Raw genomic sequence first — 24,568 nt, 5'->3', positions numbered from 1 at the left:
TGTATGACTATAACTCATGCTATACAAACAGTCAATCGATTTTACAATAATGTACTTTTTTGTAATGTATTTCAAAGGAGGGGTATGATGTCTTTTTGGTTTCACATAATGATTTTGATTCCATTTCTATTTGCAATAGCAGTACCATACATATATAAGCAATTGACACCGCGTATTCATACAGGGTGGTTTGTCCTTTTTATTCCTTTGTTGATATTTGCCTATTTATTTGCATTTATTCCCCAAATTTCAAAAGGGAATACTATCACAGCTACCGTTCCGTGGATTCCGGCCTACAATATTAACTTCACGACGCATATAGATGGGTTAAGCTTGATATTCGGACTATTGATTTCGGGAATTGGTTCATTAGTGATCCTCTATTCCATTTTCTATATGTCTAAACATCGTGAAGCCCTGCATAATTTCTATGTGTATTTGCTGTTATTTATGGGAGCTATGCTTGGTCTAGTATTTTCTGATAATATTGTTGTTCTATATGTTTTTTGGGAAACAACAAGTGTATCTTCTTTCTTATTAATTGCCTACTGGTATGAACGTGAAAAATCACGATATGGTGCACAAAAATCGATGTTGATTACGATTTTTGGCGGGCTGGCGATGTTGGCAGGCTTCATCATGCTTTCTATGATTACGGATACTTATAGTATTCGAGAAATGGTAAGCAATACAGCTGATATTCCTTCGCATTCATTGTTTGTTCCCGCAATGGTATTAATATTAATCGGAGCATTTACAAAGTCAGCTCAATTTCCATTTAGTATCTGGCTGCCAGATGCAATGGAGGCACCTACGCCAATAAGTGCATATTTGCATTCGGCAACAATGGTAAAAGCAGGCATTTATTTAGTTGCCCGTCTGACTCCGATTTTCGGAGGTGCTGCTGAATGGTTCTGGCTTGTGTCAGGAGTAGGAATTATCACCTTATTATATGGGTCTGTCAATGCAGTAAGACAAACAGATCTTAAGGCTTTATTAGCATACTCAACCATTAGTCAATTAGGATTAATCATGAGCCTTCTTGGTTTAGGTTCTGCTTCCTTGTATTACGGAGTTGGTAATGATTCCTCTGTATATGCTGTGGCAATATTTGCAGCGATCTTCCATTTAGTTAACCATTCCACATTTAAAGGCTGTTTGTTTATGGTCGTCGGTATTATTGACCATGAGACGGGAACACGAGATATTCGGAGGTTAGGCGGCTTGATGCACCTTATGCCAATTTCCTTTACCCTAACCGTGATTGGAAGCTTTGCAATGGCTGGACTTCCGCCATTTAATGGATTTTTAAGTAAAGAGATGTTTTTTACTGCCGTATTAAATGTATCAAATATGTCTGTGTTTAATGCAGACGCTATAGGCATGGCTATACCGGTCATCGCATGGATTGCCAGTGTGTTTACTTTTGTTTATAGCATGATTCTTGTTTTTAAAACCTTTAGAGGGAAGAATAAACCTGAAAAATTAGGTAGGGACGTGCATGAGGCTCCGATAGGGATGTTAATTTCTCCACTTATCCTTGGATCTCTTGTTATTGTTATTTTCTTTTTTCCAAATGTTCTTTCCCATTATTTATTAAATCCTGCTCTGCATGCAGTGTTGCCAACGCTCGCTGAAGCAGGTGAATTAAATGTAAAAATAAGTGCTTGGCATGGTTGGAATCCTGAGTTATTTATGACCTTTGGAGTCATCGGACTGGGCGCATTGTTGTACATATATTTGAAAAAGTGGTATCGAATTTATCATTTATACCCAGACAATTTCACGTTAAATAATATGTATAATCTTGGATTGGAGAAAATGGAAAGTTCATCGAAGTTGATAACGGAGGGGTATATGACGGGGTTTATCCGCGATTATTTAGTCTACATATTTTCGTTTATCATACTTGTTGTTGGCGGGGCGATGTGGTTGTTTGATGGCTTTTCCTTTGACCCCTCTAGTGATGCACCTGCCAATTTTTTTGAATTGGGGTTAATGTTTGTGATGATTGTTACCGCAATAACCGTAATGTTTTCAAAAACGAGGCTGACTGCCATTGTTGCAGTTGGAGCACTTGGATTTCTCGTTTCTTTTTTCTTTGTTCTATTTCGTGCTCCCGATTTGGCATTAACGCAACTGGTAGTTGAGACGGTTACAACGGCCCTGTTCTTATTATGCTTTTATCATTTGCCGCAAATGAAGAAGGAGATTAGTCGTGTACGTTTTAAGGCGGTAAATGCTTTTATCTCTATCGGTGTTGGTGTGCTGGTTACAATCGTAGCATTAGCTGCAAACGGAAATCGCCTATTTGAAACGATTTCAAGTTTTTATGAAAACTCTTATGAACTGGCGGGTGCAAAAAATATTGTAAATGCAATCCTTGTTGATTTTAGAGGGTTTGATACAATGCTGGAGATTCTTGTGCTGACTGTTGCCGGTCTAGGGGTTTATACATTAATTAAGCTTAGACCAAGGAGGGATAGAAATGAAGGAGCCGAATGATGTCATCATACGAAGCGTTACAAAAGTTGCAGTCGTTATCATTTTTACGTTTGCCATTAACCTCTTTTTTTCTGGCCATCATTTCCCCGGTGGTGGATTTATCGGCGGTCTGGCATTTGCATCAGCCATAATCCTCTTGTTTCTAACATTTGATATCGAAACGGTTCGTAAAAATATACCATTAGATTTTAAAGTGTTGGCTGCTGTAGGTGTGTTGATTGCTGTTCTAACGGGAGTCGGTGCGATTCTTTTAGATGCCCCATTTTTAACACAGACGTTCGGTTATTTTAATCTCCCTATTTTTGGGAAAACAGAACTTGCAACGGCGGTGATTTTTGATATCGGGGTAGGGTTGGCCGTTATTGGAACCTCGATTACGATCATTATGAGTATAGGTGATGATCGATAATGGAAACGTTAATGTCTATCCTGGTTGGTATACTATTTGCAATTGGAACTTATTTGATTTTGACAAAAACCCTGCTAAGAATCATTTTGGGAACATCCATCCTTGGTCATGGCGTCAATTTGCTGATTATCACGATGGGGGGATTAAAAAAGGGTGGCCCGCCGCTTCTTGGAATAAAGAATCTAACCTATGCTGATTCATTACCACAAGCCCTTTTATTAACAGCAATTGTGATAAATTTTGCAACAACAGCTCTTTTTTTAGTGCTGAGTTATCGTGCTTATAAAGTGTTGGGCACGGATGATACAGAGCAACTGAGAGGTACTGAGAATGAATAATTTGGTCATTTTGCCCATCATTATCCCAATTATAGCGGGAATGATAATGGTGATCTTTAGGAAAAATTTAATATTACAGAGATTTCTAAGTGTTTTTTCTACAATAGCTATTTGCGTTTCGACACTATTATTGATCATTCAAATTGCTTCAAAAGGAATTCAAACCCTTCATTTAGGCGGCTGGGAAGCTCCCTTTGGGGTTAGTATGGTGGCTGATATGTTTTCAGCTATACTGATTCTGGTAACGAGCATCGTTTCACTCTGTTGTTTATTATTTGCTTTTAACTCTGTTGGAAGAGAGAGAGAATCGTACTACTTTTACCCGTTATTTTTGTTTCTGATTACAGGGGTTAATGGATCCTTTCTCACGGGAGATATTTTTAATTTATTTGTTTTCTTCGAGGTGATGTTAGTTGCCTCCTATGTCTTGATTTCACTAGGCAGCACGAGAATTCAGCTCAGGGAATCAATTAAATATATATTGATTAACATCATCTCTTCCTTTCTTTTTCTTGTTGCTATCGCATTCCTTTATGCAATGACTGGCACCTTGAATTTTGCGCACCTCTCGCTTCGTGTAGCTGAGGTTGGACAAGAGGGTCTTATGACTACGGTTGCCCTTCTCTTTTTAATTGTTTTTAGTTTAAAGGCAGGCCTTTTTCTATTCTTTTGGCTGCCTGGCTCCTACAGTGCCCCTCCAACAGCGATTTCGGCTATTTTTGCTGCTCTTTTAACAAAGGTGGGAATCTATGCGATTATGAGAGTTTTCACACTCGTCTTTTATCATGAGCCAGAGGTTACCCATTTATTTATAGGGATTTTGGCTGCAGTAACAATGCTATTAGGAGCAATTGGGGCAGTCGCATATTGGGATATAAAAAGAATTTTGACTTATAACGTTATTGTGGGTGTTGGATTTATTTTAGCGGGAGTTGCATCCTTTACAACTGAAGGGATGACGGGATCTCTTTACTATTTGATTCACGATATGATTATAAAGGCGCTGATTTTCCTTTTAGGTGGAACAATCGTACACCTCACTGGAACGAGTAAGCTAAAAGAAATCAGCGGACTTATCCGATTACACCCGGGACTAGGCTGGATGTTTTTTATAGCAGCATTATCCTTGTCTGGCATTCCGCCGTTAAGCGGCTTTCTAGGGAAAATTTTCATATCAGAGGGCACTTTTAAAGCTGGCTACTTTTGGTTGGGTGGAATTGGACTGATTACCAGCCTCATGGTCCTATATTCGATAATGAAAATATTTATTAATGGATTTTGGGGGTATACCGACTTAACAGAGGAGAAAGAGAAAGGGACAACGAAGGGGTTATTGTTACCAATAGGAATCCTTACCATATTAACGATTGCGCTCGGATTAGGTACGGAAGGAATTCATGATTACGTTGATATTGCAGTAGAAGGCTTAATGAATCCAAGCCAATATATTGAAGCAGTCTTGGGCAGCAATCAGGCACAATAGATACAAATTGTTATCTTGATATATGGAAAGGGGTGGTACCAATGCCCATGCAAGTATTAGTGAATTTATTAATTGGTGTAATCTGGATGTTTCTTCAGGATGATTGGAGTGTATTAACATTCTTTAGTGGTTATCTATTTGGTTTATTGGTGCTTTATATATTGCGTAGATATCTCCCTACTCAATTCTATTTGGTCACATTACTTGCTATCGTTCAACTTTTTTTCGTGTTTATTTATGAATTGTTTACATCAAGCATATTAGTGATTCGTCAGATTATTCGTCCAAAAATTAATATTACTCCAGGGATTTTCACTTTGGAAACTGAGTTAGAAGGAGATATGGAGGTTACATTACTCGCATTACTGCTAACCTTAACCCCTGGATCTGTAGTAGTAGAAGTATCTTCAAACAGCAAGAAGTTTTATATACATGCGTTGGATATCCCTGAATCCAGTAATGCAGTACTCCAATCAAAGGCTAAGTTTGAAAAAGCTATTAAGAAGGTGACTCGCTGATGATACAGGAAATTTTAATTTGTTCATTAATTTTTCTTAGTTTTGCTATTTTTGCTTCCATCTATCGTTTAGTAAAGGGGCCAACTGCTCCAGATAGAATTCAAGCGCTGGATGCCTTAGGGATTAATTTAATTTCGGGTGTTGCAATTTTTTCTGTTTTTTTAAGAAGTACTAGTTTTTTTGAAGTCATTTTATTAATTGGAATCCTTTCCTTTATTGGAACAATTGCCTTTGCGCGATATATTGAAAGAGGTGTGGTCATTGAGCGTAATAATTCAGAGTGAATACGTTGCTGTTTTGTTTATACTGATTGGAACAATCTTTAGCTTTTTAAGCGCAGTTGGATTAATTCGTCTCCCTGATATTTATACCCGTTCTCATGCACTTTCAAAAGGGTCAACGATAGGCGTTCTGTTTACGCTTGTAGGAACCTTTCTTTTTTTCGCGTTAGATGGTTTTTTTAGTATTCGATTATTTTTGGGGATATTCTTTGTATTTCTCACTGCACCTGTGGCCGCACATGTCATTGTCCGAGCAGCCTATCGCTCAAATGTCCCTCTCGCAAAGGTAAGTGTACAGGATGATTTGCAGGAAGCTATTAGGAATAATGGAAGCGATAAATAGAGAAAATTGTATTCCCAAAAAATAACCTATGAAAAGTTTCATAGGTTATTTTTTGCCTTATTCTACTTTGCCTTCCACAACTACATCGTCTGCTTTGATATTATCACCAAATGCAGGTTTTAATGTTTCATCATAAGCTTTATGGAAGAATTCTTCACTGCCTAAAGTTTCAAGTTCTTTGTTTAACCATTCTAAAAGCTCTGTATTCCCTTTTTTTACTGCTGGTGCGATGTAATCAAGCTCACCAACAGAAGTAATGCCTACTTTGTAGCCTTTGTTTTCATTGGCCCACCCGAATAATAAAGCGTTATCTTGTGCTAAAGCACCACCACGCCCATCTTTTAGTGCTGCAAATGCTTCTGTATTTTGGTCATATTTCACTAACTCGATATCTGGATAATTTTTCATTAAATACGATTCAGCAGTTGTCCCCTTTGTTACAATTACTTTTTTACCTTTTAAAGCATCAATGTTTGTCACTAATGCATCGTCAGGAGATACTAGACCAATTGCTACTTTCATGTATGGATTAGCAAAGTCTACTTGTTCTTTACGTTCTTTTGTTACTGTAAAGTTTGCTAATACGAAATCGACTTTATCTGATTTTAATAAGTCAACACGAGCTTGTGCTTCTGTTAACACGTATTCAACTTTTGATTCATCACCTAATAAATCTTTTGCAATCCGTTTAGCTAGTAAAATATCATATCCTTGGTTTTTACCGTTTTTATCCACATACCCAAATGGTGGTTTGTCACTGAATACAGCTACACGAACAACACCACGTTTTTTAATGGCATCTATCGATGATGTTTGCTTACCACTTGAATCAGTTGGATTGTCGCTGCCAGCACTTTCACTATTACCGCAAGCAGCTAATACTAATAGTGTTAAGGCTGTTAATAAAAATGCTATAAACCGTTTTTTCATCAAAAATTCCTCCTAAAATTGGATAATATTTAAAAATTGTCGGGCCCGTTCTGTTTGGGGCGAAGCAAAAAACTGTTCAGCACTCGACTTTTCGTGAATATTTCCGTTATCCATAAATATAATTTCGTCAGCTACGAGCTTTGCAAAATTCATTTCGTGAGTAACGATTAACATTGTCATCCCTTGCTCTGCCAGTTGTACGATAACATCTAAAACCTCACGAACCATTTCTGGATCGAGAGAAGCGGTTACCTCGTCAAATAACATAATTTCCGGGTTTGTACAAAGTGCTCTTACAATGGCAATACGTTGCTTTTGACCACCTGAAAGCTGTCTTGGATAATCATTTGCACGATCAAGCAAGCCAACGCGTTGTAAAAGTTCATTTGCTTGTTTAGTTGCTTCTTCTCGATCGCGTTTTTGTACTTTAAGCGGGGAAAGCAATATATTTTCCATGACTGTTAAGTTCGGAAATAAATCATAGCTTTGGAACACCATACCAACTCGTTGTCGAACTTTACGCCATACCGTATTTTTATCGGTTAAGCTTTGTCCTTCGAGTACAATGTCTCCTCCTTGAATGTCCTCCAAGCCATTTAAACAACGAAGAAATGTACTTTTCCCACAGCCAGAAGGTCCTAAAATAGCGATAACCTTCCCTTTATCTACATTTAAATTGATACCGTTTAGAATGATTTTTTCGCCAAAAGTTTTTTTTAGCTCTTTAATTTGGAGAAATGGTGTACTCATTAGTTCAACTCCTTACACAGCCCATTTACGTTCCAGCCTTTTTGAAATTCGTGATAGTGGAAAACAAATGGCAAAGTAGAGGAAAAAAATAAATCCATATACCCAAAATGCTGCACTTGGACTTTCCTTACTGCTTACCTCAATTATTTGTTGTCCAACCTTAATAACTTCAATAACTCCAATCATTGCAAGGAGCGATGTTGTTTTAATCATCCGTGTTACTAAATTGATGGTCCCTGGAAGGGAACGTTTAATGGCTTGTGGTACTAATACATATTGATACATTTGTATAACCGTCAAACCTAACGCTTTACTGGACTCTCGTTGATGTTTTGGAAGAGAAATTAGCGATCCACGTACAATATCACTCATTTCAGCAGTTCCCCATAAACTAAATACGATTAGAGCAACCATATCGGCTTCGAGATTAATTTCAAAGTTAGTTGGTATGATGTAATACAGGACAAATAACCAAACTAAAATCGGAATAACGCGGAAAAGCTCTAAATAAATTCGGAAGATGAGTTGAATCAGTTTATTTTGAGACGTTCGAATAATACCGATGATTGTTCCAGCGATACAAGAAATGATGATTGAAATCGCAGCAACTCGAAAAGTCACAACTAGTCCCAATAGTAAACGTTGTAAGTTAATTCCTTCAAATAAAACATTAATGCCCGAATTCAGCATGGCGTACTCTCCTTTCAAGCCACGTTAAGAATAGTGATAGTGGCAATAAAATAATTAAGTACCCTATAACTAACATAAATAGCGCTTCATTCGTTTTGTAGTAAATGCCCATTAAATTTTTTGTTGTTGTTGTTAACTCTAAAATAGCAATTCCACTGAAAATCGATGTTTCTTTAAGTAAGAAAATGCAGTTCGCACCAAAAGCTGGTACGCTGTATGAAAAAGCTTGTGGCAAAATAACATAGCGCATAAGCTGCAAATTACCTAACCCAACTGCTTTTCCTGATTCAATCTGCGATTTTGCAACTGCTTCAATCCCACCTCTGAATGCTTCAGCCATATAACTACCGCCTAAAAAGGTAAGGCCAATGATGGCACAAAGCTCTCCACTTAGCGTAATGCCCATTTTTGGCAACCCATAGTAAAGGAAAAATAGTTGAATAAGTAGTGGGGTGTTCCTAGCGAGCTCCAAATATACTTGTATGATTTGTGATAATATTTTTACCTTATAAAATTGAAGGACACTACAAATAATGCCGACAATAATTGATAATAATATTCCAATTACTCCTAATTTTACTGTTAGCCACAACGCCTTTTTATAAAAAGGTAATGATTCGATAATATAACTCCAATCGAAATTCATGTTGTTCATCAACTACCTTCTTGAAATGATAGGTATGGATTCGTTCGGTTGTAACGTTCGAACGCCTGTTACTTCAACTGTTTCTGGATATTTAATGCCAGCACCTGTGTTTAAACATACAACACGTTCATCCTCTGAAATCCAGCCTTGCTCACGTAAAATTCGTGCTGCTGCAATTGTAGCTGCTCCTTCTGGGCAAATGAAGTTTCCTTCCAGTTTTGCAACTTGCTGTTGTGCTTCAAGTAGCTGCTCTTCAGAGATTGCTATAGCACAACCCTTTGTTGCATATAAGCTCTCTAATACTAAGAAGTCGCCAAGAGCTTTTGGAACATTTATACCAAATGCAATAGTTTCAGAGTTTTCAAAGAAAGCAGATTCCTTTTCTCCTTTTTTCCAAGCTTCAACAATCGGTGCGCAGCCTTCTGCTTGAACTGCGACTAAACGAGGAAGTTTCCCTTGTTCAATCCAGCCTAATTCTTGAAGCTCAAGAAGCGCTTTATAAATGCCTATTATGCCAACGCCGCCACCTGTCGGATATAAAATAACTTCTGGCACTTCCCATCCGAATTGCTCAACAATTTCATAGCCCATCGTTTTCTTTCCCTCAATACGATAAGGTTCTTTTAATGTGGAGGCATCATATACACCTTTTTCTTTAACAAGCTGCCCAACGATTTTTCCCGCATCACTAATTAAGCCATTTACTAAATATAAATCCCCGCCAGAAATATAAACTTCTTTTCGTGTAATAAGTGGCGCATCAAGTGGCATGACAATCGTTGCTACTATGCCTGCCTTTGCTGAATAAAGGGACCAAGCTGCTCCTGCATTTCCGTTTGTCGGCATGGCCAGCTGCTTAACACCTAATTCTTTTGCTTTTGAAATCCCTACGCTTGCCCCACGCGTTTTAAATGATCCGGTAGGAATAATACCTTCATCTTTAATGTAAAGATTTTTTAAATTGTATACACTTCCCAATCTTCTGAACTTTTCAAGCGGTGTCATACCTTCTCCAAGTGTTACAATGTCCTTTTCATCTTTCACTGGTAGTAATTCATGGTATCTCCATAAACTATTTGGACGATTTTCAATTTGATGTTTTAAAATTTCAGCTTTTACTGCTGCTAAGTCATAACCTACTAAAAGTGGTGAACCGCATATGCAAAGCTGTTGAATTTCATTCTCAGGATACTGTTTATTGCATTTTGGACATTCTAAATGTGAGACGTAACTAAAAGCCATCTAATTAATCCTCCTAATGAAAAAAACCGAAGAGCACTATGCCCGTAAGTATTTTACGAGTCATGAGTGCCTTCGGTTTTCCAATCAGCATTGTTTTATTATATGTTAATCATAAATCATACTTTTCCTAGCTGTCAACTATGTTTTTAGATTCTCATTTTATCAATAGCATTCTTAGCTATCGTTTTATTCAAACATTTGATTACAACATAAACTTCGGGGCAGGCAATTAAATCAGAAAGAAATAATCATTCCATCTTTACCGGCATACGTTCCCATTGTAGCGCCCATATAACTAATAATGACTTCCTTTGGGTGAAATCGCTCGATAAGTTCTTGTTTGATGGCCTCTGCATCTTCTACATTTCCTGTGTGTGTGATTCCAAATGTTAGGTTAGAGAAATCAGTTCCTCTTTCCTGAATGATTTCTAGAACTCTCTTATGGAACTTCTTTTTCCCTCGTATTTTCTCAAGAATTTCTACTTTGCCTCCGGAGACTCTTTCTAAAATCACCTTGATATTGAGAATTTTGGCAAGTGACCCTTGAAATTTACTTAATCGTCCGCCTTTTACGATATTTTCTAACGTGTCTAAAAGGACAAGGATATTCATGTTATCCCGATAAGCGATTAATTCTTCGACGATTTCATCAATTGTATGTCCCTGACCAGCAAGTTCAGCCGCACGGATAATCTGGAGACCATGCCCTAATGAGCCTGCTAAAGTATCAAATACTGTAACCTTTGAATTGGATAATTCTTTTCCAATACATGCTGATTGATAGGTGCCACTAAGCCCTGAGGAGATGGTAAGGCAAAGAATATCAGTGTCTGAATCATCATATTTGGTAAACGCGTCTGCAAATGAGGCAGGGGAGGGCTGGGATGTCTTCGGGAGGACATCTGAAGAAAACATCTTTGTAAAAAATTCTTTTGGTGTAAGATCGACTTTTTCTAAATAATCGTGTTCCCCAATCGTAACTGTCAAGGGGACCAACGTGATATCATATTGCTCTATTAATTCCTTAGGCAGATCAGCCGAACTGTCTGTAATGATCTTTATCATTGCCATTTCCACCTCTTGTTTTTATAACAGTATTATTAAGTATAACATTTCTGGATTTTCATCGCATAAAAGACCACTAAGTTGAGGTCTTTGGGTCTTTCTTCTTTTAATTGTCAGTGAGATTGATTTAATCATAGTTATATAGTAATTCTGTGGGTATATGGGTAAACAAAGGTGACATAAAAGTAGGTATTTTTAATTGGATTCATTGAGGAAGGTCATCATTGAATGGATGCTCTGACGTTACTTCGTATTTTCCGCCAAATCCGTCGTAAAAGAATCTTTTGAATTACTCTAATTTGGGTTTCCGTGGGGGCGATTTTTTACGCTTGTTCGGGCTCAGCGATTCCCTCAGAGTGCCCGAACCATGCGTTTTTTCACTTCCGTGGGTACTGTGAACCTTTCAGAGTGTCCGTACCATGAGTTTTTTTGCTTCCATGGGCACTGTGAACCTTTCAGAGTGCCCGTACCATGAGTTTTTTTGCTTCCATGGGCACTGTGAACCTTTTAGAGTGCCCGTACCATGAGTTTTTTTGCTTCCATGGGCACTGTGAACCTTTCAGAGTGCCCGAACCATGAGTTTTTTTCGCTTCACGGGCACTCTGAAGAGGTCTACGTAGGTCTTTTCGCTGAAAATATGTCAAAAAGTCGAAGTAGAATCCATTTACGTCGTCCTTTGAGCCAACTATGTAATAAAGCGAGCGGGATTTACAGACTCATTTATGAATAACAACAGAGGTGCCAATTGAAACTCTAGATGATAAATCTAGAACATCATGGTTAAGCATTCTAATACATCCATGTGAGACATTCTTACCGATGGACGCTGGGTTATTGGTTCCGTGGATTCCGTAATGCGGTTTAGACAAGCCCATCCATAGCACTCCAAAAGGACCGCCTGGATGAGGCTGTTTATTGATGATCGTGTAAGTCCCAGAAGGTGAGGGGGTCAATATTTTTCCAACTGCAATAGGATAAGTTTTTAAAAGCGTATTTCCATCAAACAGTTTTAATTGATGCTTCGACGTCGATACGTTAATCCATTTTGCCATGAAAAACAACTCCCATTTTTTTGAATAGTGTATGAAATAAAGTAGGTATTTGTGATACAGAGGTATGAATAAGGGAGTAAAAAGGCTGAATGAAAAAAGTTTTTCACTCAAGCCTTTAATTATCTTTCATAACAGTTAAGGTTATTTAGTTGTATGAAATCAAAGCTGCCGCTTTTAGTTAGTTTGCTGCTTGCTCATTTTGTGATTGACATATAAATAGAGGGCAATGCCGCCAAATGTGATAATCGTGGATAGGATTAATTGTGTTTCTGGACCAACATCGATGTAACGGAAAAGAAAATCTGGGAATACGAGTAAAGCCAAAATAAACAGCATCACCCATATCTTTGTCCATAGAGACATGCCAATTAAAAAGCCAAGTGTCAATACCACAGCTAAGAGGATTCCAATACTGCCAAAATGGAATATTGGCGTTTCAATTAGACGATTGATATAAAATAATCCGACAAATAACGCTATCGGTAAAAGCCCAACCACATAAAAAAGCGCAAATTCTTTCTTTTTTGATAAGCTATTTGCAGCAACATATTTAAAAAGACTTCTTATTGCAATGATAAAAATCAAGCTAATCATAATTGAACCAAGAATTTCAAGCAGGGAGTAGGATAGCTGCCCTTTAACAGCATTCGTTAAAATGGAATAGGAGAGAGCTCCAAATAGGATCATGATGATATATTTAACCCAAGTTTTTGTGTCTGTAGTCATTTCATTTGATAACTGCATCATATATTGTTTTGGTGATTCACCGACAATATGATCGACTGTTTTTCCTCTCGCTTCAGCCTCCATTAAATGGTCTTCTAATTCTTCAACAATTGTATGTATTTCCTTTTCATCTTTACCATTAGAAAATAGATATAGGCGTAAGTTTTCCAAAAATGTTTGGCTTTTTTTAGATAAACCTTGCTTCATTCTCATTCCATCCCCTTCATATGAATTATGTTCGTTGCTTTCGTAAACAATGGTTTACGTTACTTTGAAGCTTCTCCCATCTGGCAATAAATTGCTGCAATTCTTCCTCGCCTTTTTGTGTGAGTGTATAATACTTCCGCTTTGGACCTGCTGTGGATTTTTTTAAGGTAGACGAAACCAACTCCTCCTTTTGCATCCGCATCAGAAGGGGATAAATCGTCCCTTCACTAAAGGAATCAAAGCCATATTGCTCAAGTTTTTCCGCAAGTTCATAGCCATAAACTTCTTTCTCATGGATGATGGCTAATAGGCATCCATCAATAATACCCTTTAACATTTGTGTAGTAGACAAACAGTGATCACCTCTTTATTACTCTTGCATTGCAAGGTACTAAAAGCATCATATCATTCGGTATCTTGTAATGCAAGATATAGATTGAAAAAATAACTAGGTCGTTAGGATCTCGCTTGAACAAGCATGGCACGATTTTTACACTCATTCAAAACTTTCTTTCCGAAGCCGAACTTCAAGCGAATTTAGCTGAATCCAACTATGTAGATATAGCTAATCAAGTCAATGAATAAAAAAACGACATATTCAGGATTGAAGACTGAATATGTCGAAAAATTTATTTTGGGTTAAACTTGAGAGCTTTAAGATGACTTTAGTCGCCGACATTTTATGTCCCAATCCACCTACTTTAGCAGGTAGTCGTTTAAGGCATGTTAGCGGTTTTATTAATTTGATTGCATTGCTAAATCGTCAATTTTTACATTTCTTTGAGCAAAAACTCTTTTTACTATCTTTAGAGCATTCAAGACCTTAGGGAAGCCTGTATAAGGAATCAAGTGCACGATCGTTCCAACAATTTCTTTTGGTGTTAATCCAATTGTAATTCCTACGTTGATATGCAATTCTAATTGCGGCTCCGTACCTAGAGTGACAAGAGAAGCGATTGTGGCCATCGTTTGTTGATGTTTAGTTAAGCCCTCTCGTGAATAAATATCTCCAAAAGCAAATTCAACAATAAAGCTCTCTAAATCAGGTGCAATGTCTTTAAATGCGGCTACAATATCCATGTGTGTTCCAATTTCCTTGTTATCTGTTACAGTAATCTCATTTATAATATCTACACCTTTTTGGTAACGCGTTTTTTCCATGTTATTTCCCCCTAAAATGTCATTTGTAGTTGACAGAAATAACTATAATGCAGTTTCAACTATTCGTAAAATATATATAATGCATATCATGTATTCCTTAATTTCATGATTCAGGGGGTAATTCAGCTGAAATATACTGGATAAATTCACGGACTGCAGGTGAAGCGTATTTCTTTTTTTTCGAAATAAATCCTAATTTCCAAGGGAGAGTTGGATTGACGATAGGAATCGTCTTGATTAAATCTTGATTGACTTTTTTTTCAATAGGTTTTGGAAAAATAGAAATCCCTAAGTTTTCACCGATCATTCCAGTCATAAAATCCCACTCAAAGCTTTCGTAAGCAATTTCAGGGCTAAACCCTGCTTGTAGACACTCTTGAATAATTAGATCATGTAGAGCAAAGCCTTTCTTAAATAGAATGAAGGTTTCATTTCGCAATTCTTTCATTTCAACTTGTTCTCTCTGCGCTAATGGGTGGGAAGCATGGACGAAGAGCATCAGTTCTTCATTAACAAAGGGAACAACATCAAACTCTTCTTCATTCACCGGTAGAATAACCACGCCAAGATCTAATAGCCCATCTCTGACTTCTTGTTCAACCCTAATTGTTCCATATTCAAACAGTTTTATTTTGATATCTGGATAAAGAGTATTGAATCCTTTAATGATTTTTGGGAAAAATAAAAAGCCAATGATTGGCGGTATGCCGATTTTTATTTTTCCTTTTTTTAAGTTCATTAAATCATATAGGTGGTCAGATAAATCATTTATCGATTCTATTATCATTTCCCCTTCTGCTAAAACGATTTCGCCTGCTTCCGTTAATTCAATGTTCTTTGTGGACCGGTCAATCAGTTCTACATTTAATTCTTCTTCCAAACTTTTGACTACTTTACTTAGAGTAGACTGTGACAAGTGGAGGGATTGGGAAGCCTTGGTAAAACTTTTGTATTTGGCTACTTCTATAAAGTAAGTGAGGTGACGTATGTCCATAAATGCAATCTCCAATCTATGAAAAATATACATATGTTTTATTCCTATTATTCATTTTACTCATATAAGTATGCGATGTATACTAAATGTGAACAATATGTGAATTAAATTTAAATTATAGGAGTAAGATCATGAGTAAAAAAATTGGATTTATAGGATTAGGAACGATGGGCTTCCCTATGGCAGTTAATTTAAAGAAAGCTGGTTTTGAGGTAATCGGTTATGATGCCTTTAAAGGTGTTTATGAGAAGGCAGAAGCTGCAGGAATAACAATGGTAGAGACCTTAAAAGAAGTGGCGGAACAAGCTGACGAAGCGATTATCTCAATGGTTCGGGACTATGCCCAAAATATTGAAGTTATTTTTGGTGAGGGCGGTTTATTATCTGCACAACCTAAAAATAAAACAATTATTGTTATGAGTACACTTGACCCTGATGCAATGAATGAATTAGGCAAAAAAGTTGAAGAAGAAAGTGATTTAAGATTAATTAGCGCTGCGGTAAGCGGTGGTGCCTCAGGTGCTCAAGCTGGAACATTATCGATTATGACATCAGGTTCAGAAGACATCGTGAAATCTTTTATGGCCTACTTTGATGCGATTGGATCCAATACATTCTACTATGGTGGCGAACCAGGCAACAGCCAAGTAGCAAAATTAGTTAATAATATGATTCTAGGTATTAACATGAATGCTCTAGCTGAAGGACTTAAATTAGGAAAACACTATAACTTACCTGAAGAAGAGTTATTAAACTTATTAAAGGTAAGTACAGGTGATAGCTGGGTAGTTAGAAATTGGAGCGATGTCTCTGAATGGACAGCAGACACCGCCTTGGCTGTTTTACTTAAAGACTTAAAAGCGACTTACAACGAAGGGCTTAAACACAATGTAACTTTACCATTCAATGCCTTATCATCCACACAATTATTTGACTCAATGGGAAAAGAGAAACCAGAAGCCTAAACCCACTAGAAGGTTCAGCTACAGAAGAGATTGTGAAGAACTTTAAACTATAGGGGCAGGATAGTGAAAGTTCGTATTGATTGAGGGGGTAGGGGAAATCCTACCCCTTATTTAATTTTTCATGATCTAGTGATCTGGAGCCAAGTTCATTGCTGTAGTCAAAACATCTTTCATGCTCATATTTCTCTCGATTCTACTACTAATCAGAAAGCAGCGTAAAACCCCTTACGAGGTAAAGACCATCATCATAAATAGTGAAGATGATATACAACCAAACAGATTTTTCATTCGTGATAACTTGTGGTTTTGGTATGTTACTTTCCATAAAACTAAAGTAAACTTGCCAATAAAAGTAACAGCTTTTGATGCAAAGGGTCACGATATGTCTGGAGAAAATGAATAAACAAATAGAGTAATTCTGTATTTCGAAATATTTGAGGGAGGAATTTTATTTTATTAGTCGAATTAAGTACTTTAATTATGTATAGAGGTTAATAATGATTTAAGGAAGTAGTTATTTTTTGAAAAAATAGGAGGTAATTATGGGAAGATTAGTTCATTTCGAAATTCATGTGAGTGACATGGAACGGGCCAAGAAGTTTTATGGAGAGGTATTTGGATGGTCATTTCAAGATTGGAGCGAGTATGCAGGAATGCCTTACTTTGGAGCAGTGACTGGAGATGAAAATGAACTTGGAATCAATGGTGCTTTGATGCAGCGGCAAAGTGCTCCGCCGGAACCGAACCAAGCTTTAAATGGATTTGCTTGTACAATGGGAGTGGAAGATTACGATTTAACGGAAGCAAAAATCATTGAGAATGGCGGCAAGGTCGCAATGTCCAAATATGCTTTACCTGGAATGGCGTGGCAAGGGTATTATATCGATACCGAAGGCAATATATTCGGAATTCACCAACCCGATGTGAATGCAAAATAGACTCTATGATAGGTGCTTAAAAACATGAAATTACAAGAAACGGAAGGCATGCTTGAAAACTTACGCAATATCTGTCTGGCAATGCCCGAAGCTGTTGAACATATCGATGGTTTCGGTCACAATACTTTTAAAATCAATGGAAAATCATTCGTGATTTCAGGTGAAAGCGACAAAGGATTCAGCTTATCGTTCAAGTCAGATCGGGAAACACAAGAATTGCTGCTGCAGAAGGAGTATTTCTTCAAAACTCCTTACATAGGACAGCACGGCTGGGTATCGATTCAAAATCCGCATGCGGAAGACTGGGATGAATTGACCGATTTAATTCAAGAAGCCTATTTACGTGCGGCACCGAAGCGTATGGTTAAGCAATGGAATGAGCTGCATAAAAAGTGAAGAAAACATGTTGAAATGGTCGCTAAAATTGTATTAAAAAGCAATTGAATCATCGAGGCAGCAGATCTGTCACCCCTTAAACCATGACCTTACATTAAGAAAAACGGAAACCGTTGCATTGTCCAAAAGACAGGCGCGGTTTTTCTTTATTTATTTTCCCTTTTTTTAAAAGCCTCATTAAGAGAAATTTGTCACAAATAATATTGGAAGGTTTTATGACTTATTAGTGCAAAAATATTTTTTACATGAATATCTTTTTGAATAGGGACTCTTTCATAGGTTTTTAGTACTAATTTTTAATTGTTGGAGGGTAAATTGGACAAACCGAATGAAATGAGGAGGGGGAGTTTTGAAAGCTATAGTTTCTAACAAATATGGTTCACCTGATGTTCTTGAATTAAATGAGGTCGAAAAACCTATTCCTGAGGACAATCAAGTACTGGTAAAAGTTCACGCAGCATCGGTAAATTTCGGTAATTTGGTTCTTTTGCGAGGGAAACCGTTCGTAGCCCGCTTTGCGTTTGGGCTTCTAAAACCAAAATACTCCATACCAGGTGGGGACATAGCAGGCAGGGTTGAGGCGGTTGGCAAAAACGTTAAACAGTTCCGACCAGACGATGAGGTGTTCGGAGACCTATCCAGGTCTGGTTGGGGAGGGTTTGCCGAATATGTAGCTGTTCCCGAAAATGCATTAGCACTTAAACCAGCCAATATGTCATTTGAGGAAGCTGCAGCGGTACCGATGGCGTCAGTAACAGCGCTGCAGGGTCTACGGGATAAAGGCAAGATTCAGTCGGGGCAAAAGGTTTTGATAAATGGTGCTTCTGGAGGTGTGGGGACTTTCGCGGTACAAATTGCCAAATCATTCGGGGCAGAGGTAACAGGTGTGTGCAGCACGAGAAATTTAGAAATTGTGCGATCGATTGGTGCTGACCATGCCATTGATTATACAAAAGAGGATTTTACTAAAAAAACGCAGCGTTATGACCTGATTCTAGGTGCAAATGGATCTCACCCGATTTCAGCCTATAAGGGTGCATTAAGTCCCAATGGGGTTTTTGTTCACGTCGGGGGTTCTGGCGCTCAATTATTCCAAACTATGACCCTTGGACCTTGGATTTCAATGACCGGAAGAAAGAAAATGGGCAGCCTTTTACAAAGAGCAAACCAAAAAGATCTGTTATATGTGAAAGAACTCCTTGAAGCTGGCAAAGTAAAACCTGTTATTGATAGACGTTATAAGTTGAGTGAGGTTCCCGAAGCTTTCAAGTATTTTGAAGCAGGGCACGCACAAGGAAAAGTTGTCATCACCATGTGAAGGGTGACAAAATAAAGCAAAACTCTAAATCCCTTTGTAAAACTAACATTGAATCGAAATGTATTACTTATGTAAATCGCCCCATTTCTCGGCCGGTGATTGGGACAAGGAGCCTGTCCCCTCTAACTAATTTCATGCATTTATAAATGAAAAAGTCTAATTTTATAAATCATGAGTATTATTTTAGAAAGAGAAGGAGGCGATCTGATGAAATCTATTGGGATTTTAGGCGTAGGCCAGGCAGGCGGGAATATTGCTGAGATAGCATCAACTATGGGTTTTCAAACAGCGCTTATCAACACGAATCAGCGCGATGGCTTAGTGAACACGAAGGTAGAAAAGAAATATTTTGTTCCAGGGTATAATGGTGCCGGGCAGGATCGATCAATTGGATTAAGGGCGGTTAATGAAAATTATCGCGAGATCATTGACTTTGTTCATCGTTCCTTTAAGAATATAAAGCTTTTGCTAGTGGCTTTTTCTACCGACGGAGGCACCGGATCAGGTATGAGTCCGTTATTAATTGACCTGTTTTTAGACCAACTCCCTGGAGTCAACATTGGTGCGATTGCAATTGTGCCTGACCGTAACGTGTTAGCAGGTAACCGAATCAATGCTGCCGAGTGCATCGAGGAGCTTTCCAAAATAGACTCGCTCTCATCAGTGTTCCTAGTCGACAATGATCAGATGCGAAAGTTGAACCCGCAATCCAGTAAACATCAAATCTACCTTTCTACTAATCATCAAGTTATGGAAGCAATTAATAATGTGCTCCAAGTAACGAAAAAGAGTTCTGTTTATGGAAACTTCGATGAAACAGACCTGATGAATATCCTCTGTACAAGAGGAGTAACGATTATCTCATCAGCAACATTAACAGATGCCAAGACGACGTCAGACGTTGCTAGTAAAATACAACAATCTTGGGCGAACTCAATCTTTTGTCCGGTGGAATCAACAGGTGTCATTCGCGCAGGTTTAATCTATGAAGGGTCAGAGAAAATGGCTAAACTCATTAATGTCCCTGCGGTTTTTGAAAGGGTGGGAGAACCGCTGGAATTGTTCGAAGGAACCTATATCTCTGAAGCTGATCCTACGATAACGACAATCTTAGCGGGGCTCCCGTTTCCAGCACGGCGAATGCTGGCAATTGAAGAATCGCTCGAAAAGAACAAGGACCGGTTACAGAACTTAGTTAATAAAGAATATACTCAGAAATATGAGTCGCGAATATCTTGGGCTTCCAACCTGAAGGCTAGACCGCAGGAAAGAAAGACAGGAAGTATTTCATCGAAGTTATCGAAGTATCAGAAGTAAATATTTTTAGGGTCAGACCCCCGGCAGACTAAAGCGTTTCCGTGCCGGGGGTCGGGCCCTTTGTTTTATATATTAAAATTATCTGATAATATAGTTATAAGTGAAAGTTAAAATTTTCCTTCTGTATAATAGTAGAGAAAGGGTGATTGTATGAAATCGACGGAAAAATTTACGGATAAGGCAGAGGTGTATGCAAAGCATCGTCCTGGCTATACACATGAATATATCGAATATTTACTTACCGCAACTAGCTTAAATGAAGGAAATGTCGTGGCAGATATCGGATCAGGTACTGGGATATTAAGTGGGCAATTACTTGAAAGCGGCTTAACTGTCTTCGGGGTGGAACCCAATGATGATATGAGAAGGAAAGCAGAACTTGCGTTGAAACAGAATGGCCGTTTTATTTCGGTGAACGCGGCTGCAGAACACACCACTTTAGATGATCAAAGTGTTGATTTAGTAACCGCAGCACAGGCATTTCACTGGTTCGATAAAGAAAAGTTTAAACAGGAATGTCAACGGATATTAAAGCCAAATGCGAAAGTTGCCCTCGTATGGAATAGTCGGGATGGATCAAGTGTTTTAAACAAAGAAAGTGCGGAGATATGTCAAAGATATTGCCCTAATTTTAAAGGTTTTAGTGGCGGAATAGAGGAAACCGAAGACGTATTTAAACAGTTTTATAAAGATGGAAAATATGACTTTCGCCGTTTTCGCAATGATTTGGAATTTGACTTTGCAGGGTTTTTGGGTAGGTACTTATCTGCTTCTTATGCTCCGAAAAAGACCGACAAGGAGTATGAGCCCTTTGTTTCTGCCTTTACCGATTTATTTAAAAAATACAGCAATAACGGAAAAATTATCATTCCCAATGTCATTCGCAGTTATTTGGGAGAGGTATAAAGCATTTATATAAAAACTCCCATTTCATTTGAATGGGAGTAACCTCTATACAAGGCTTTTTATTTCCATTGAAACCATTTGTACGCTACAACAATCTTTACTTCATTTCTATCCCATATTTCGCAGCAATCGTGGTCAAGGTTTGAATTGCTTCAGGGCTAGGTGGACCATCTGGAGCAGGAGGTAATTGTTCTGGGACAGGCTCACTAAGTTCGTTAATAAACTGCTCAAATCCAGCGGGATAAACAGTTAGTAATACTTTTGCTGTTTCCGTGTTAACTTTAAAGGTATGCTTAATCCCTTTAGGAGCATATACATACGTTCCTGGAGCAGCGTGAATAACAGTATCATCTACGTAGTAAGTTATTTGACCTTCAAGTACATAAATAGTTTCATCTTCTCTCGTATGAGTGTGTGGTGGTGGTTCAAACCCTTTTCTTTCCTCAGTTAAAATTGTCGCATACTTGCCTTTTGTATCATCTCCGCTAACTAAGACGGTAGCTTTGTTTCCTAAAAACAAAATTGTGTTGTCCTCAGATGCTCGACGAAAAAATGGTGTCTCCAAAATTTCGACCTCCTCCGCAATTAAACCTTGGAATAATAATATGCTGACGTATACACTATTATTCTTCTTGTACTTTTAAAAGGACAAAGCTGTTCTTGAACGAACCTGACCTTTACTTTAAGTACATCATTTCATAATCTTTTATTAACATAAATATCCAATGATTTTTCATGAACCCGGTACTCTTCTTATGGTCTTTTTTTTCTATCACTTTGAAGTGCATCAATGACAAGACGGCACATTTTTCATTTTAAGATGGTTTTGAATTTATATGAAAATAGAAGACTTACAGATCACCTGCAACTCTTCATTCATTAACGAGCCCTAAGAGGGCTTTTTTTCATTATATAAGAATAGATAAATTCGACATCGAGAATGCCTAGCTTCAAAAGGAACCATTACAATACTGGGTTTTACGGCTTTTTCCCCCATGTGATTAAAACTCATAAGTTATGGGTAAATAACAGTATCGCATAAAAAAGAGAGGAGAAAAAATCAAGCATGAGAAGACCATACATATGTTTGCTATTTAGCTTGTTTATGATTAGTATGCTGACTGCCTGTGCCCAAAAAGACCAGCTTTCAGATGGAACCAAGCTGATAGACAAGGAAAAATTTACTTTTGCAGCTTCTGGTGAATTTAAACCCTTTAGCTATCTGAATGATGACCTATCGATGACAGGTTTCGATATCGAGGTAGGGAACGCTGTCGGAAAGGAACTGGGGCTTGAACCAATCCAGAAGAGAATGAAATTCAAAGGGCTCATAGAGGGTATCAAAACAGGCAGAGCAGATGCAGCCGTTGCCAGCCTCACCATCAACCCCGCTCGTGCCAAACAAGTTGCCTTTTCCACTCCGTACTACTACTCAGGACCACAAATCTTTACAAGGCCTGACAGCAAAATTAAAACAGTAGAAGACTTAAAAGGGAAAGAAGTGGCCGTAGCGAAAGGGTCCACCTATGCAGAGGCTGCCAAAAAATATACGAGCAATCTTAAAATGTACGATAGTGATATTACGGCGTTAAAGGCGCTTAGCATTGGGCGGCATGATGCTGTTATTACCGATTTTGTAACTGGGAAAAGTGCAAAGATGGAAGGTTATGAAATTAAAGGGGAGCAGCTAATTGAGCGAAGCGAGCAGGCGATTGTTGTTCCAAAGGACAATCCCGAGCTCCTTAAGCGAATAAATGATGCACTTCAAAAGCTTCGTGACAATGGCACACTAGCCCGAATCAGCAATAAGTATTTCGATGAGGATATAACGAAAAAACCAGAATAATAGATTGATAACCAGACAGAAAGGAAGTCGTGAGTTTGCCAAGTTTTTCACATTTTTTTCATATATTGAACAGCAGTAAGGGACTTTTCATTGATGCAATGTTTTTAACCTTAAAGCTTACTTTAGTTTCTATTTTGATTGGAATTATATTTGGATTGTTCTTTGCACTGTTAAAAATTTCGAGGATTAAAATACTTGAATATGTTTCAAATGCTTATGTATTCTTTGTGCGTGGAACGCCGCTTATTGTCCAGATTTTCATTCTGTATTTTGGCTTCAGCGGCATATTTCTTATTCCCGATTTTTGGGCAGCTGCTCTTGCGCTTGCATTTCATAACGGTGCCTATATTGCAGAAATCTTCCGCGGAACAATTCAGTCGGTTGATAAAGGGCAAATGGAAGCGGGCCGTTCCCTTGGAATGACTAGAGGTGTTACGATACGTCGCATTATTCTACCGCAGGCCTTCAGGAGGGCACTGCCTCCCCTTGGCAACCAATTTATTATTGGTCTAAAAGATTCATCGCTTGCAGCCTTTATTTCTATGAATGAATTGTTTAATGTTTCGACGACGCTAGGATCCAATAATTTTGATGAAATGACCTACTTGCTAATTGTTGCCATTTATTATCTTGTGTTAGTTGCATTGTTAACGATGGCAGTGAGCATGTTTGAAAAGAAATTAGCAGTCAGTGATCGATAGGAGGATTAAGATAGTGAGTGCACGAGAAATGATTCGAACAGAAAACTTAAATAAATCTTTTGGGAAATTGCATGTGTTAAAGGATATTGATATGTCTGTCTACGAAAGTGAGGTTGTTTGCCTTGTCGGTGCCTCGGGTTCTGGTAAGAGTACATTACTAAGATGTCTTAACTTTCTGGAGAAAAAGGACAATGGAGGGATTTTTATCCGCGGGGAAAAGGTATCACCAAATACCCATAACCTTAACGATGTCCGTCAAACGGTTGGGATGGTCTTTCAACATTTCAACCTCTTTCCACATAAAACAGTTCTTGAAAATATCATTGAAGCACCGACCGTAGTTAAGAAACTTTCTAAGACTCAGGCGACTGAAGAAGCTATGGAGCTTCTTCGAAAGGTGGGCCTCGAGGATAAGGCGGATGTTTATCCGAGCAAATTGTCCGGTGGGCAAAAACAGCGTGTTGCGATTGCAAGATCACTTGCTATGAAGCCGGATATTCTGCTTTTTGATGAGCCGACATCAGCCCTTGATCCTGAGCTAGTAGGAGAGGTGTTAGCGACCATGAAGGAGCTTGCTGATGAAGGAATGACTATGGTGGTTGTGACCCATGAAATGGGCTTCGCCCGTGAGGTTGCCGATTGGATTGTTTACATGGATGATGGCAAAATAGTTGAAAAAGATAGACCATCAGAATTCTTTGATCATCCGAAGGAAGAACGTACAATAGAATTCCTTAAAGCGACTATGCTTAAATAGAAACGCTTCATCTAAATTTAAAGGGATCAGACCCCCGGCGCACTAAAGGATTATAGTGCTGGCGATCTGATCCCTTTATTTTTC

Annotated in this window: 28 protein-coding genes; 16 read left to right on the top strand and 12 right to left on the bottom strand. The window is 38.2% G+C overall.

Going from position 1 to position 24,568, the window contains the following annotated elements:
• Positions 1–87: 87 nt before the first annotated feature.
• The 7 genes from ACFVSW_RS07970 to mnhG are packed head-to-tail and all read left to right on the top strand — an operon-like array spanning position 88 to position 5,877.
• The gene (locus tag ACFVSW_RS07970; RefSeq protein WP_387314368.1) at positions 88–2,505 is read left to right on the top strand and encodes a Na+/H+ antiporter subunit A; all 2,418 of its coding nucleotides are present in this window, start codon (positions 88–90) and stop codon (positions 2,503–2,505) included.
• On the top strand, positions 2,489–2,914 hold the full coding sequence (locus ACFVSW_RS07965; RefSeq protein ID WP_387314366.1) for a Na(+)/H(+) antiporter subunit B: 426 nt from the start codon (positions 2,489–2,491) through the stop codon (positions 2,912–2,914). Before ACFVSW_RS07970 ends, ACFVSW_RS07965 begins: the two co-directional genes overlap by 17 nt.
• Entirely contained in the window at positions 2,914–3,252 is a 339-nt protein-coding gene (locus ACFVSW_RS07960) for a Na(+)/H(+) antiporter subunit C (protein WP_024028404.1), read from the top strand. The genes ACFVSW_RS07965 and ACFVSW_RS07960 overlap by 1 nt, the downstream gene beginning before the upstream one ends.
• Positions 3,245–4,735: a Na+/H+ antiporter subunit D gene (locus ACFVSW_RS07955; RefSeq protein WP_387314363.1), complete on the top strand. Its 1,491-nt coding sequence runs from the start codon at positions 3,245–3,247 to the stop codon at positions 4,733–4,735. Before ACFVSW_RS07960 ends, ACFVSW_RS07955 begins: the two co-directional genes overlap by 8 nt.
• 41 nt (positions 4,736–4,776) lie before the next feature.
• The gene (locus ACFVSW_RS07950) at positions 4,777–5,253 is read left to right on the top strand and encodes a Na+/H+ antiporter subunit E (RefSeq protein WP_024028406.1); all 477 of its coding nucleotides are present in this window, start codon (positions 4,777–4,779) and stop codon (positions 5,251–5,253) included.
• On the top strand, positions 5,253–5,537 hold the full coding sequence (locus ACFVSW_RS07945; RefSeq protein ID WP_387314361.1) for a Na(+)/H(+) antiporter subunit F1: 285 nt from the start codon (positions 5,253–5,255) through the stop codon (positions 5,535–5,537). The genes ACFVSW_RS07950 and ACFVSW_RS07945 overlap by 1 nt, the downstream gene beginning before the upstream one ends.
• Positions 5,515–5,877, top strand: coding sequence for a monovalent cation/H(+) antiporter subunit G (gene mnhG / locus ACFVSW_RS07940; RefSeq protein ID WP_387314359.1), 363 nt, complete (start codon positions 5,515–5,517; stop codon positions 5,875–5,877). Before ACFVSW_RS07945 ends, mnhG begins: the two co-directional genes overlap by 23 nt.
• Positions 5,878–5,934: 57 nt before the next feature.
• Here mnhG and ACFVSW_RS07935 read toward each other — a convergent pair whose 3' ends face one another.
• The 11 genes from ACFVSW_RS07935 to ACFVSW_RS07885 form a co-directional block, all read right to left on the bottom strand.
• Complete coding sequence (locus ACFVSW_RS07935) at positions 5,935–6,807, bottom strand: cysteine ABC transporter substrate-binding protein (protein WP_387314357.1); 873 nt, start codon at positions 6,805–6,807, stop codon at positions 5,935–5,937.
• Between the two features lie 12 nt (positions 6,808–6,819).
• Positions 6,820–7,557 (bottom strand): amino acid ABC transporter ATP-binding protein, encoded by a 738-nt coding sequence (locus ACFVSW_RS07930; RefSeq protein ID WP_387314354.1) that lies wholly within the window; start codon positions 7,555–7,557, stop codon positions 6,820–6,822.
• A gap of 12 nt (positions 7,558–7,569) precedes the next feature.
• The gene (locus ACFVSW_RS07925; RefSeq protein WP_387314352.1) at positions 7,570–8,247 is read right to left on the bottom strand and encodes an amino acid ABC transporter permease; all 678 of its coding nucleotides are present in this window, start codon (positions 8,245–8,247) and stop codon (positions 7,570–7,572) included.
• Positions 8,228–8,893 carry an amino acid ABC transporter permease gene (locus ACFVSW_RS07920; RefSeq protein ID WP_387314641.1) on the bottom strand — a complete coding sequence of 222 codons (666 nt, stop codon included), beginning with the start codon at positions 8,891–8,893 and terminating at the stop codon, positions 8,228–8,230. The genes ACFVSW_RS07925 and ACFVSW_RS07920 overlap by 20 nt, the downstream gene beginning before the upstream one ends.
• A 12-nt stretch (positions 8,894–8,905) precedes the next feature.
• The gene (locus ACFVSW_RS07915; RefSeq protein ID WP_387314350.1) at positions 8,906–10,135 is read right to left on the bottom strand and encodes a threonine synthase; all 1,230 of its coding nucleotides are present in this window, start codon (positions 10,133–10,135) and stop codon (positions 8,906–8,908) included.
• A gap of 234 nt (positions 10,136–10,369) precedes the next feature.
• Positions 10,370–11,200, bottom strand: a complete 831-nt coding sequence (locus tag ACFVSW_RS07910) for a DegV family protein (protein ID WP_387314347.1) — start codon at positions 11,198–11,200, stop codon at positions 10,370–10,372.
• Between the two features lie 716 nt (positions 11,201–11,916).
• Complete coding sequence (locus ACFVSW_RS07905; protein WP_387314345.1) at positions 11,917–12,252, bottom strand: L,D-transpeptidase; 336 nt, start codon at positions 12,250–12,252, stop codon at positions 11,917–11,919.
• Positions 12,253–12,426: 174 nt separating this feature from the next.
• On the bottom strand, positions 12,427–13,185 hold the full coding sequence (locus tag ACFVSW_RS07900; protein ID WP_387314344.1) for an HAAS domain-containing protein: 759 nt from the start codon (positions 13,183–13,185) through the stop codon (positions 12,427–12,429).
• Between the two features lie 25 nt (positions 13,186–13,210).
• Complete coding sequence (locus ACFVSW_RS07895) at positions 13,211–13,537, bottom strand: PadR family transcriptional regulator (RefSeq protein WP_387314342.1); 327 nt, start codon at positions 13,535–13,537, stop codon at positions 13,211–13,213.
• A 386-nt stretch (positions 13,538–13,923) separates the two neighbouring features.
• Positions 13,924–14,346 carry a carboxymuconolactone decarboxylase family protein gene (locus tag ACFVSW_RS07890; protein WP_387314340.1) on the bottom strand — a complete coding sequence of 141 codons (423 nt, stop codon included), beginning with the start codon at positions 14,344–14,346 and terminating at the stop codon, positions 13,924–13,926.
• 103 nt (positions 14,347–14,449) lie between these two features.
• Positions 14,450–15,340 carry a LysR family transcriptional regulator gene (locus tag ACFVSW_RS07885; RefSeq protein WP_387314339.1) on the bottom strand — a complete coding sequence of 297 codons (891 nt, stop codon included), beginning with the start codon at positions 15,338–15,340 and terminating at the stop codon, positions 14,450–14,452.
• 131 nt (positions 15,341–15,471) lie between these two features.
• On the opposite strand from ACFVSW_RS07885, the gene ACFVSW_RS07880 reads away from it, so the two are divergent.
• The 6 genes from ACFVSW_RS07880 (at position 15,472) to ACFVSW_RS07855 (ending at position 21,180) form a co-directional block, all read left to right on the top strand.
• The gene (locus tag ACFVSW_RS07880; protein WP_387314337.1) at positions 15,472–16,305 is read left to right on the top strand and encodes an NAD(P)-dependent oxidoreductase; all 834 of its coding nucleotides are present in this window, start codon (positions 15,472–15,474) and stop codon (positions 16,303–16,305) included.
• Positions 16,306–16,847: 542 nt separating this feature from the next.
• A complete protein-coding gene (locus tag ACFVSW_RS07875) occupies positions 16,848–17,243 on the top strand; it encodes a VOC family protein (protein ID WP_387314334.1) in 396 nt (131 codons plus the stop codon).
• Positions 17,244–17,267: 24 nt separating this feature from the next.
• On the top strand, positions 17,268–17,639 hold the full coding sequence (locus tag ACFVSW_RS07870) for an MmcQ/YjbR family DNA-binding protein (RefSeq protein ID WP_387314331.1): 372 nt from the start codon (positions 17,268–17,270) through the stop codon (positions 17,637–17,639).
• 349 nt (positions 17,640–17,988) lie between these two features.
• Positions 17,989–18,957: an NAD(P)-dependent alcohol dehydrogenase gene (locus ACFVSW_RS07865; protein ID WP_387314328.1), complete on the top strand. Its 969-nt coding sequence runs from the start codon at positions 17,989–17,991 to the stop codon at positions 18,955–18,957.
• Positions 18,958–19,164: 207 nt separating this feature from the next.
• On the top strand, positions 19,165–20,274 hold the full coding sequence (locus tag ACFVSW_RS07860) for an FtsZ/tubulin family protein (protein WP_387314325.1): 1,110 nt from the start codon (positions 19,165–19,167) through the stop codon (positions 20,272–20,274).
• Between the two features lie 150 nt (positions 20,275–20,424).
• A complete protein-coding gene (locus ACFVSW_RS07855; RefSeq protein ID WP_387314322.1) occupies positions 20,425–21,180 on the top strand; it encodes a class I SAM-dependent methyltransferase in 756 nt (251 codons plus the stop codon).
• Positions 21,181–21,277: 97 nt separating this feature from the next.
• Here the strand turns inward: ACFVSW_RS07855 and ACFVSW_RS07850 are convergent, their stop codons facing one another.
• Positions 21,278–21,745 (bottom strand): cupin domain-containing protein, encoded by a 468-nt coding sequence (locus ACFVSW_RS07850; protein WP_387314319.1) that lies wholly within the window; start codon positions 21,743–21,745, stop codon positions 21,278–21,280.
• Between the two features lie 501 nt (positions 21,746–22,246).
• On the opposite strand from ACFVSW_RS07850, the gene ACFVSW_RS07845 reads away from it, so the two are divergent.
• Genes ACFVSW_RS07845 through ACFVSW_RS07835 form a run of 3 tightly spaced genes read left to right on the top strand, consistent with a single transcriptional unit; the run spans position 22,247 to position 24,484 of the window.
• On the top strand, positions 22,247–23,026 hold the full coding sequence (locus ACFVSW_RS07845; RefSeq protein ID WP_387314316.1) for a transporter substrate-binding domain-containing protein: 780 nt from the start codon (positions 22,247–22,249) through the stop codon (positions 23,024–23,026).
• Between the two features lie 35 nt (positions 23,027–23,061).
• Positions 23,062–23,727, top strand: coding sequence for an amino acid ABC transporter permease (locus ACFVSW_RS07840; RefSeq protein WP_387314313.1), 666 nt, complete (start codon positions 23,062–23,064; stop codon positions 23,725–23,727).
• 13 nt (positions 23,728–23,740) lie between these two features.
• Positions 23,741–24,484, top strand: a complete 744-nt coding sequence (locus tag ACFVSW_RS07835; RefSeq protein WP_387314310.1) for an amino acid ABC transporter ATP-binding protein — start codon at positions 23,741–23,743, stop codon at positions 24,482–24,484.
• Positions 24,485–24,568 lie beyond the last annotated feature (84 nt).

The organism is Neobacillus sp. NPDC058068, from assembly GCF_042885335.1.
Classification (GTDB): Bacteria; Bacillota; Bacilli; order Bacillales; family Cytobacillaceae; genus Neobacillus.
The sequence above is the reverse complement of the archived record's forward strand: the minus strand, read 5'-3'. Positions and strand labels throughout refer to the sequence as shown.